This window comes from Cytophaga aurantiaca DSM 3654 (assembly GCF_000379725.1).
GTDB classification, from domain to species: Bacteria; Bacteroidota; Bacteroidia; order Cytophagales; family Cytophagaceae; genus Cytophaga; species Cytophaga aurantiaca.
The window spans coordinates 1-9,984 of record NZ_KB903630.1; the positions used below are offsets into that span (position 1 = coordinate 1).

Annotated in this window: 5 protein-coding genes; 3 read left to right on the forward strand and 2 right to left on the reverse strand. The window is 39.9% G+C overall.

Features of this window, described 5'->3' with window-relative positions:
• Positions 1-165: 165 nt before the first annotated feature.
• Both A3EE_RS21240 and A3EE_RS22060 read right to left on the reverse strand, forming a co-directional pair.
• Positions 166-1,074, reverse strand: a complete 909-nt coding sequence (locus A3EE_RS21240; RefSeq protein ID WP_018342729.1) for a c-type cytochrome — start codon at positions 1,072-1,074, stop codon at positions 166-168.
• 95 nt (positions 1,075-1,169) lie between these two features.
• Positions 1,170-2,591 carry a tyrosine-type recombinase/integrase gene (locus A3EE_RS22060; protein WP_018342730.1) on the reverse strand — a complete coding sequence of 474 codons (1,422 nt, stop codon included), beginning with the start codon at positions 2,589-2,591 and terminating at the stop codon, positions 1,170-1,172.
• Between the two features lie 115 nt (positions 2,592-2,706).
• On the opposite strand from A3EE_RS22060, the gene A3EE_RS21705 reads away from it, so the two are divergent.
• The 3 genes from A3EE_RS21705 to A3EE_RS21245 form a co-directional block, all read left to right on the forward strand.
• Positions 2,707-3,072, forward strand: a complete 366-nt coding sequence (locus tag A3EE_RS21705; protein WP_033417676.1) for a hypothetical protein — start codon at positions 2,707-2,709, stop codon at positions 3,070-3,072.
• Between the two features lie 498 nt (positions 3,073-3,570).
• Complete coding sequence (locus A3EE_RS21815; protein WP_018342732.1) at positions 3,571-7,062, forward strand: glycosyl hydrolase 53 family protein; 3,492 nt, start codon at positions 3,571-3,573, stop codon at positions 7,060-7,062.
• A gap of 496 nt (positions 7,063-7,558) precedes the next feature.
• Positions 7,559-9,984 (forward strand): Ig-like domain-containing protein (locus A3EE_RS21245; RefSeq protein WP_051081603.1); only part of this gene is annotated, 2,426 nt, incomplete at its 3' end.

The following is a 9,984-nucleotide window of genomic DNA, read 5'->3' on the forward strand; positions in this document are numbered from 1 at the left end:
AACGTTTGTGGTTGCATTTGTTGTAGGTCTTGAAAGCGCCAAGATTTCCTTAACACCGAACCCGCACAACCTTTTAAATTTAATTATTTCGTGCGGACTTGAAAGCACCGCTATTAATATTATCAAAGAAGTCTACAATAAATGCTACTTATTGTTAGCTGGTGTTTATTCAATTATTCCTTGTGGCATTTTTGCATTTGGAGGATTAGTTCCTTTAATTGATTTTAAGAAGGATACTAGATATCCAACTTCATTCGGAGTAAGTTCATATCGCCAACCAATCATCCCCTTATCTGGCACACCATTTATTATTGTATTCGCAATATTTTCATTACTACTACCATGTAACCAATAATTATCGGTTAAATTTGGACCAACACCGCCTTCGCCTTGTCTTCCATGACAAGCTGTGCAATTTATACTGAAAACCTGTTGTCCTTTTTTTGAACTATGTTTTTCATTTATTGATTGATTAATTAGAAATTCTGAACGTGCCCATAAGCTGTCATCGAGTTTATTTTGAATTAAAGTTTCCTCGTGCTGTTTTATTCTAATTAATTTTAATTCTTCACTTTCTTGAATATTATCTAAATATGAAATTAATGCTATAATTTCTGAATTTTCCTTTACCTCTATACCATTTGAATTCAATTCAGCATTAATCAATTTTGATTCTGCAAGTTCTTTATCCCATTCTTCAAGAGAAATTTCATGAATGATTTTATCTATAGAATCCTTATTAAAAATCTTATATGATAGAATGGAAAATGAAGGCATTTTTGAGTTTACAACAACAATAGTAGGATCCACCAAATGCCAATAATGCCAACTCTTTGGGTATTTATTAGCTAATCCATCCAAGCTTATTATTTTAGGGTCTTTTGTTTGATTTAATGAATGACAATTAAAACATTTTTCTCGATTATAAACATACTGTCCATATAGAGTCAAATAACTCTTTGTTGTATCAACAGAAGTTAATGTAATTCGTCTATCAATTTGACTACTTGTAAAGGAATTGAATGCTATAATTAAAAACATTAAAACTATAAATAGTATTAGATTTAATTTCATAAGTGTGATGTTACTTAAAATAGCAGCTAACTAGTAAATACACGCACCTACTTGCATGTATATTTCATTTGTCGGGATAAGATACAGAGAGTTTTTTAGATAGACAAGTCATCTAATGGACTCTTAATCTGACTAATATGTTTCGTGCTAACATAGGTGTAAATCTCAGTCGTTTTAGAACTTGAATGTCCTAACAATTGCTGTATGTAACGCAAATCTGTACCCGCTTCCAGTAAGTGTGTTGCAAACGAATGACGCAACCAATGAAGGGTAGGAGATTGCTTTAAGCCAGCTCTCTTGGCTGCATCTTTTAATACTGCTCGCATGGAACTCTGAGAATATTGATCTCCATATTGGCCTTCAAATAAATAGGTGGTTGGTTTGTACTCTTTATAATATTTCCTAAGCAGTTCGGTAAGTTTATCAGACAACATCACTGTACGGTCTTTGAAACCCTTACCCTTACGGATGAAAATTACTTTACGCTTACTATCAATATCCTTTATTTTTAAATCAATAATTTCGCCTGCACGTAAGCCTGCACTATACAGCATTACCAATATGGTTTTATGTTTGAGATTGTGGCAATGATTGATTATTTTCTCAACATCTTCTTTTGATAAAACTTTTGGTAAAGTATGTTCTTTTTGAGGACGTTGAATTTCTGTTTTATACTGAGGTAATTTTAAAACGGTTCTATAATAATATAGTACTGCATTAATCATAATATGTGTGGCACTGGTACTGTAGTTGTTGGCTGTTGAAATTTGCAATACAATGTTGTTAACTTCAGTGGTTGAAATTTCTGCCAATTGTTTGCCCTGGCTTTGCACAACATATACAAACAGGCAAAAACTATGGTAATAATGATGAATGGTATTCTTACTGTAATTAGCAGCTTTCATGCTTTTTAAATAGGTTTCTGGTATAGCAAGTTGTACTGCGTGATTTTGTGACCAGAACATGGATTCTAACAGCAAACTTTGCAGTGTTATATGTTGGTGAATGGCTACAAAGATATTTCCTTTAATAGCTTCAAGAAGTTTTTTTAACAAAGGTTCTTTACGTTCAAAATAAAAGGCACAAAGTTTTTTGCTGTATTGAATAAATGGAATAGGGAGGAGGTATTTTTTTGCATCCAATACGGTTTCAGTACTTAGCAGAAACACTGTCTGGTTTTCTATTTCCGCAAGTTTTAACTGCATACGAATTCCTGGGCTTAGCTTTGGTATTTCAAAGCGTTTGATTTGTACACCAGGATTTACAACTCCTTTCCGAATCACTTCTTTTTGCAAACCAGCCCGGTTAAATACGATTCGTCCTTTTGCAGCAATTTCAATCAATTCCAAGTAGCCATCGTCTGCTGGAAGGGTTAATTGTCCGGTAGTTTTAATGGTTTGTATAAATTGAAATTTCTTTAACCAATGATATACTGTAGGGTGTTTTTTGAACGACAAACGATACAGTGTTTGTGCTTCTAGTGTATATGTGTGAATATAAATTGGTATAGGTTCCATGTGTTGAAATTAAGAGATGGATTTGAGCTAAGCGTTTTATAAACGTTTATATACGTTTGTAAACGTTTATAAAACGGATATATACGTATATTGAAACACATTTTTATTCGCAGCTATGGATAAGAAAAACTGTTTGCATTGCAGTACTACATTTATGGGTAGGACTGATAAACGATTCTGTACCGATCAGTGTAGGGCATCGTATCATAATAATTCCCGTTCTAAAGAAGAACGACTCATTGGAAATGTCAATAAAGTTCTACGAAAGAATAGACGTATTTTACGGTCTATTAATCCTACAGGTATGTCTGTGGTTCGAAAGGAAGTACTTACCGAATTGGGCTTTAATTTCAATTATTTTACGTCCTTGTATAATACCAAAGAAGGCAATCAATATCAGTTTTGTTATGATATGGGGGTACTGCAATTGGATGATGCAAAAGTGCGGATTGTAGAGTATCAATCGTATATGAAAAAGTAAGATGTATTGAGTACAGAGTACTTAGTACTTCGATCTAGTCTAGCACATTGTAACTAGCAACAAAAATAAACCGCAAAGGGCGCAAAGTTTTTTCGCAAAGATCGCAAAAGGTGAATTTGTGAACTACTCTTGAAATTTTTACGTCTTATACACCTTACTCAGTGCTCAATTTAACATCATAGAGCAGTTGGTAGTTATCTTAAATAGCCCAACCACAGCAAAAAAAGTTTGCAAAAGGAAGCTATACGATTGACTCTATTTGTAGCTTATTACTCCGTATTTTTTACTTCCCTTATCTAGAAACTAGAAACTAGTACCTTGAAACTACCTTAAAACTGTTACTTTTTTTATTTTAAATTGTACTACTTAAGGATTACTTTTTCCTTAAATTTAAGTAGTAATGATAATGTGCTTATTTTCAATATACTTACTTCGATCACTTAAGATGCTATGAAAAACCAGAGATACTTCATTATTTCGGTCATTTTTATACTATGTATGCTTTTGTTTCTTACAAAAGCAAGAGCGCAGTATGCCAAAGGTTGTGATATTGGTTGGTTGACACAGATGGAGGCAAGTGGGAAAAAGTTTTATGATAAGAACGGTGTTCAAAAAGACTTATTAGATATTTTAAAATCGTATGACATCAATTCAATACGATTACGTGTTTGGGTGAATCCTGCGAATGGGTATTGCAATAAAACCGATGTGATCAATCAGGCAGTACGCTGTAAAAACAAAGGTTTCCGGATTCTGATCGATTTTCATTACAGTGATTCATGGGCAGACCCCGGACAGCAAACCAAACCAGCAGCCTGGACATCTTATAACTTTACGCAATTAAAACAAGCTGTTGCTACGCACACAAACGATGTTTTAACGGGCTTGAAATCTGCAGGTGTGTATCCGGAATGGGTGCAGGTTGGGAATGAAACAAACAATGGCATGCTTTGGGAAGATGGAAAAGCTTCTGTAAGCATGAATAATTTTGCTCAGCTTATTACCAGTGGATATGATGCGGTTAAAGCTGTGTTTCCTGCTACGAAAGTAATTGTTCATCTATCCAATGGATATGACAATGCGCTATTTCGATGGATGTTCGACGGGTTGAAAAACAATTCAGCGAAGTGGGATGTGATAGGTATGTCGCTTTATCCTGAACAAGGCGTTGCAGGTCAGACGTGGCAAACGCTCGATCCGCAATGCCTGACGAATATGAACGATATGGCCAATCGTTATGGGAAGGAAGTTGTTCTTTCTGAAGTAGGCATTTCCTGGTCGGATGCGAATGCAGCATACAGTTTTATTGCAGACATCATGGCAAAAAATAAATCTGTTGCAGGTGGAAAGGGGATCGGTATATTTTATTGGGAACCCGCGTGCTATAACGGATGGCAGGGATATCAAAAAGGAGCATTTGATAATACCGGCAAACCGACACATGCCATGGATGCTTTTTTAGAAGGAGCGAGCACAGCCAATCTGGAACCATTAGTTTCTATTACGTCTCCTTCAACTAACGCCATCTTTTCAACAGCATCCACGATAACCATTGATGTTACTGCTTCCGACCCTGATGGAAGTATCTCAAAAGTAGAATTATATGCGAATGGTGGAACACGCTTAGGCAGTGATGTCAGCAGTCCGTATTCGTTTACCTGGAGCGGAGCTGCAGCCGGGAGTTATGTGTTAACCGCAATCGCATATGACAACAGCGGACAGATCAAAATATCTTCCGGAGTAACAGTAAGCTTGATTACAGGCTGTGTTCCGCCTGCTGCGCCGACAGTGACTTCTCCTGTTACCTATTGTCAGGGAGCAACGGCTTCTGCACTTACAGCCAATGGTACTTCATTGAAATGGTATACGGCTGCAACAGCGGGCACAGGTTCTTCTACAGCACCAATCCCTTCGACTACCTCAGCAGGCACCCAGAATCAGTATGTATCACAAACAGTGAATGGATGTGAGAGTAGCAGAGCAACGATTGTAGTAACGGTTAATGCAATCCCTGCTGCGCCAACAGTAACTTCTCCTGTAACGTATTGTCAGGGAGCAACGGCTTCTGCACTTACAGCCAATGGTACTTCATTGAAATGGTATCCGGCTGCAACAACGGGCACAGGTTCTTCAACGGCACCAATGCCTTCAACAACATCTGCAGGGACAACAAACTATTATGTATCTCAAACCGTGAATGGATGTGAGAGCAGCCGGACACTGATTGCAGTAAACGTTAATGCAATTCCTGCTGCGCCGACAGTGACTTCTCCTGTAACGTATTGTCAGGGAGCAACCGCTTCTGCACTTACAGCGAATGGTGCGTTATTGAAATGGTATCCAGCTCTAACAACGGGCACAGGTTCTTCAACCGCACCAATCCCTTCGACTACCTCAGCAGGCACCCAGAATCAGTACGTATCACAAACAGTGAATGGATGTGAGAGCAGCCGGGCAATGATTGTTGTAAACGTTAATGCAATCCCTGCTGCTCCGATAGTGACTTCTCCTGTTACCTATTGTCAGGGAGCAACGGCTTCTGTACTTACCGCGAATGGTACTGCATTGAAATGGTATACGGCTGTAACAACGGGCACAGGTTCTTCAACGGCACCAATGCCTTCAACAACATCTGCAGGGACAACAAACTATTATGTATCGCAAACAGTGAATGGGTGTGAGACTAGTAGGGCAATGATTGTTTTAAACGTTAATGCAATCCCTGCTGCGCCAACAGTAACTTCTCCTGTAACGTATTGTCAGGGAACAACGGCTTCTGCACTTACAGCGAATGGTGCGTTATTGAAATGGTATCCTGCTCTAACAACGGGCACAGGTTCTGCAACGGCACCAATGCCTTCGACTACCTCAGCAGGCACCCAGAATCAGTATGTATCACAAACAGTGAATGGATGTGAGAGCAGCCGGACACTGATTGCAGTAACCGTAGATGCAAAGCCAAGCGCCGCAAGCGTAGGGGCAAATCAAAATATNACATCTTCATCTACAACTCTTGTTGCTAACACTCCTGTAACCGGTGTAGGTACGTGGTCACGAATCAGCGGAACCGGAACGATCTCAGATATTCATAATCCAGCTGCTCAGGTTAACGGATTGAGTTCGGGAAGTAATGCCTTCAGATGGACAATCAGCAATGGCTCTTGTCCGGTTAGTTCAAGNGATCTATTCATTGTTGTTGGTAATGCTCCCGTTACGCAGATCATTAGTGGTCCGGATAGCATAGGGGTTGGATCATCAGTAACTTTTTCGATACCAGCACATGTAGGTTCTTCTTATAGCTGGACGATACCCAATGGTGCCACCATTCAAAGCGGACAAAATTCAAATAGCATTCAGGTGGTTTTTGGTAGCAATGCCGTTACTGGAATAATTTCGGTTATAGAAACCAATGCATATGGTTCGGCGACATCGCAAAAAAATGTTTGGTCGGGACCTGCACCAACCATTCTTGATATAGCTGGTCCTGTTGATGTAACAGAAGGAGCAAGCACCTACATATTTTCTGTGTCCGCAATTCCAAAGACGAATTATAATTGGGTTGTGCCACAGGGTGCACTGATTCTAAGCGGACAAGGAAGCAATACAATTACGGTTGCATTTCCTCCNGGAGCTAACAGCGGAGTGCTTGGTGTTACTGCGGCCAATGCCTTTGGAAGTTCTGTTCGTTCTATTCCTGTTACAGTTTTTACGATAACCACTAATACTTCATCTATGACAAAGTACACACATGTTACTGTTGCTCCCAATCCATTTGTTGATGAAACACGCATTGATTTTCATTACAAAAAGAATGCAGGTTCTGCGATGTTAAAAGTAATGAATATGCAAGGCGAGATCGTTTATGAGTCTACCGAATTTGATATCAATGAAACCATCAGTATAGGGAAGGAATTGAAAAGTGGTATTTATATTGTTGTGGTTATATATGAAAACGAAAGTTACGTTCGAACTATAGTAAAGAATCAATAGAGAAAAACCGTAAAGAACGAAATAGAATATGGATCCTGCCTATGGTGTTCTGTGTGCCACAGACCAACAAAGGCGGGGTGGAGCAGTAGGTTGTTGGTGCCCCTGCGATACTTTCACCCGTTTATATATATGCGTGAGAAGAAACATCAACAACGGCTAAAAAAGTATGATCCTCGACACCTATAGCTTATATCACAGCATTTTTTTCTTTGTCTAATAGTACCCTTGACTAATTATTGCACTTCAAAAATAATGCTCTTCATTTTAATGATGACTTTTTTAGCTGAATACGTAGCCTATAAGATTTAAAAAGTTGGAATGAAAAAAAAACACTTACCCTCTAGCCCGAGCGAACAGATTATTAAAGAATAGATATGAATAATGGCTGGGTATATGATATAGTTACCAGGCTTCCTTTTGTACACCGCTCTTTTTCTATCTATTTGAGCAAAAGGTAAAGATGGTTTTTTGTTATATTTTAATTTACCTGAAACGCATGAAAAAAATAAATTCATACATAAAGATATTCATACTTCTCATTCTGGCAGGCTTAAGCAGGAATATCCTTGCTCAGGTTTCAACCAATCAATTTAAGGGCGTTAACTGGGCAGATTCCAGAGATAACTTTCAGACGGGTGTCATCTATGTTTCTGGTTTATCCTCAACAGATACCTATAGTTCTGCCTCAATAGTGGCAGAAAGGGTAGTGGGACAATTTGTTTCAAAACTTGGTTCAAACAGTGTACGATTACCGATTAACGAAGCTACTGTTTCGAACTACTGGAATACGTATACCGGAGCAATCGATGTAGCGCTTACCAAAGGAAAGGTGATTATATGCTATTGGTCTCAAAGCAGCGGTGCCGATCCTGTTAATATTACAGCCTTTTGGGCTATGTGGACAAAGGTAGTAGCCAAATATGGAAGCAATCCTAATTGTTATTTTGAGGTATTTAATGAACCCAGCAATTATACTAAAACGGAGCTGTTGAATTTGTATGATACCTGGCTGAAGAATTATCCTGGTGTTCCACAAAACCATATTGTGCTGGATGGAACAGGGCTGGCCATGAATGTACCAGACGTGGGATCCGATCCGAGGTTCAGCAATTGTTTACTTGCCGTACATGACTATTCCTTTTTCGCATCATTTACTACTGAGCAACAATGGAGAAATCATTTAAAAGGATTTGTAGGAGCATATGCGAACAGAACAATTATGACAGAATTTGGCGCTCCCATGAAACCCGGATCCAAAAATGGCATTAACTATGGTGTTCAGGATTACAACAGCACTATGAACGAAAACAACTTCGTAGCCTATCTACGTGGCATGACCGGTCAACTGCATGATTGGAATATGGGAAGTTTCTGCTGGCCGGGACTTCGGGACAATGATTGGTACAGCCTCACCACAAAAACAGGTTCTGGTGCCAATATCACACTCACCCTTAACAATCAATCTGGTTTGGACAGGGTACATTATGCATGGGGAGAAGGAAGTGTTCCGCAAGGTCCTTACAATGGAACAGCAAGCCTTATACCTGGAACTATTCAGCTGGAAAATTATGATCTAGGCGGAAATGGCTATGCGTACAATGACATAACAGCAGGAAACACGGGTGGTGCTTCCTTCCGAACGGATGAAGATGTAGACATTCAAATCTGCACAGATGCTGGAGGAGGCTATGATATTGGTTATGCCACTTCAGGAGAATGGCTCGAATACACAGTGAATGTGCAGAAAGCTGCCAGTTATGATATGTCCCTGAGGGTGGCCTGTAACGGTACCGGAAGAACCATTGCAGTTTCAATAGATGGCATAACACTTCCTAATGCAGGCAACATCGCCATTCCAAATACTGCAGGCTGGCAAATCTGGCAAACAGTGACAATACCCAATATTCCGTTAAAAGCTGGACTGCAGGTAATGCGTGTGACTATCGGAGCAACAGATAATGTAAACCTGAACTATGTACAGTTTGCAGAACATGTAACAGGCTGTGTTCCGCCTGCTGCGCCAACAGTGACTTCTCCTGTAATGTATTGTCAGGGAGCAACGGCATCTGCACTTACCGCTAATGGTACTTCATTGAAATGGTATACGGCTGCCACAACAGGGACAGGTTCTTCAACCGCACCAATGCCTTCAACAACATCTGCAGGGACAACAAACTATTATGTATCTCAAACCGTGAATGGATGTGAGAGTAGTAGAACACTGATTGCAGTAACCGTAAACGCATTGCCTGCTGCACCAACAGTAACTTCTCCTGTTACCTATTGTCAGGGAGCAACGACATCTGCACTTACCGCGAATGGTGCGTTATTGAAATGGTATCCTGCTCTAACAACGGGAACTGGTTCTTCAACGGCACCAATGCCTTCAACAACATCTGCAGGGACAACAAACTATTATGTGTCGCAAACCGTGAATGGGTGTGAAAGTAGTAGAACACTGATTGCAGTAACAGTAAACGCATTGCCTGCAGCTCCAACAGTAACTTCTCCTGTAACGTATTGTCAGGGCGCAACTGCAGGTGCACTTACAGCTAATGGTGCGTCATTGAAATGGTATCCAGCTCTAACAACGGGCACAGGTTCTTCAACCGCACCAATCCCTTTGACTACCTCAGCAGGTACCCAGAATCAGTATGTATCGCAAACCGTGAATGGGTGTGAGAGTAGTAGGGCAATGATTGTTTTAAACGTTAATGCAATCCCTGCTGCGCCGACAGTGACTTCTCCTGTAACGTATTGTCAGGGAGCAACCGCTTCTGCACTTACTGCTAATGGTACTGCATTGAAATGGTATACGGCTGCAACAACGGGCACAGGTTCTGCAACGGCACCAATGCCTTCGACTACCTCAGCAGGTACCCAGAATCAGTATGTGTCTCAAACCGTGAATGGATGTGAGAG